The sequence below is a fragment of the Duganella violaceipulchra genome (genome assembly GCF_019166075.1).
GTDB classification, from domain to species: Bacteria; Pseudomonadota; Gammaproteobacteria; order Burkholderiales; family Burkholderiaceae_D; genus Rugamonas; species Rugamonas violaceipulchra.
The window spans coordinates 1-1,281 of record NZ_JAHTGR010000076.1 but is presented as its reverse complement, the minus strand read 5'-3'; the positions used below and the strand labels follow the sequence as shown (position 1 = coordinate 1,281).

General features: G+C 47.0%; 1 pseudogene. It reads left to right on the top strand.

What is annotated here, in order from left to right:
• Positions 1–467: 467 nt before the first annotated feature.
• Positions 468–1,154: pseudogene (locus KVP70_RS33015) on the top strand (ATP-dependent nuclease); the annotation flags it as partial.
• Positions 1,155–1,281: the final 127 nt, after the last annotated feature.

The window sequence follows — 1,281 nt, the reverse complement described above, 5'->3', positions numbered from 1 at the left end:
TGATTTATCCAAAAGACGAGAGTAAACGCGAAAACGGCAAAGTTTACAAGGGCTGCCGCAACTCATTGAATGTAAACGGCTTTTTCAGCCAGTCGCTCGACGCTCAGGACTTGTGTATAACGGCGTGAGGTAAACCTTTGGAGGTGGCGCGGATTTTTGCAGCTAAGCGGCTGCGCGTAACACCGGTGGAATTAACTAAATCCAGTGTTGTTGGTGCAGAGGCCCAAGATGCCGAAAATGCCAAGATAGCCAAGAAATTAGTTAGGTGGCTGAAGAATTCTAGTCGCTGACTGTACTATTTTCTGACAACTATCGGCCAGGAGCCGACGTTCAGCAATGTCTCTCCTTCATTTTGAAAGGGCAGCAGCTGATGAAATCTATGACGCTGTAGTTGTTAAATATCTTTTCGGCATCGCTGGTCATTTATTAAATAAAAATAAAACAAGAAACTAGGGAGGAATGCTGAGATGAAGATTAAATCTGTTCAAATCAAGAATTTCAGGACATTGAAAGATGTAACGATTAGCTTTGAGTCCGTTACGACCTTTATTGGCCCAAACGGTGCCGGGAAATCTACGGTTCTTCGCGCACTGGATTGGTTCTTTAACGGAAAACCTGGATCATTGACAGAGAAGGATTGCTCGTTTGGTGCAGATACTGAAAACATAGAAATTCAAGTCACATTCAGTGACCTTACAGATAAGGATAGGGAAGCGCTTGGCAAGTACGCTCCTGAAGGTGCTGCCACCTTTACTGCGTGGAAGCGCCGAGCGCCCGATGGATCAGAGATCCTGTCCGCTAATGCAAAGAGCTTCGCGAGCTTTAATGCAATTAAAGCTGCTGGAACTGCGGGTGAGAAGAGGGAACTGTATTCAAGCTTGCGAAACGAAAAGCAGGAATGGGATCTTCCGAGCGCCTCGACGGCAGCGGCGATTGAGCAGGCAATGACGGCCTGGGAGGCTGCGCACACAGATCTACTAACGGATGCGCCTGAAGCACTTCAGACAAATTTCTTTGGGTTCAACAGTGGTGCCAAGATGAGTGGACTCTTCGACTTTGTTTTAGTCACCGCTGATCTTCGTGCAAGTGAAGAATCCACTGATGGCAAGTCGAGTATCATAGGGCGAATTTTGGAGCGCTCAGTAGATCGCGCTCGGAGCGTGTCAATGAATTTGAAACACCTTGTTGAATTGGTGAGAGTCTAAATCTCGGTTTTTTAGGCAGCGTTTTTCTCCATTATCGGCGGGTTGATCCATGCAGCTGTCGGCAGTTTCTGTGGTT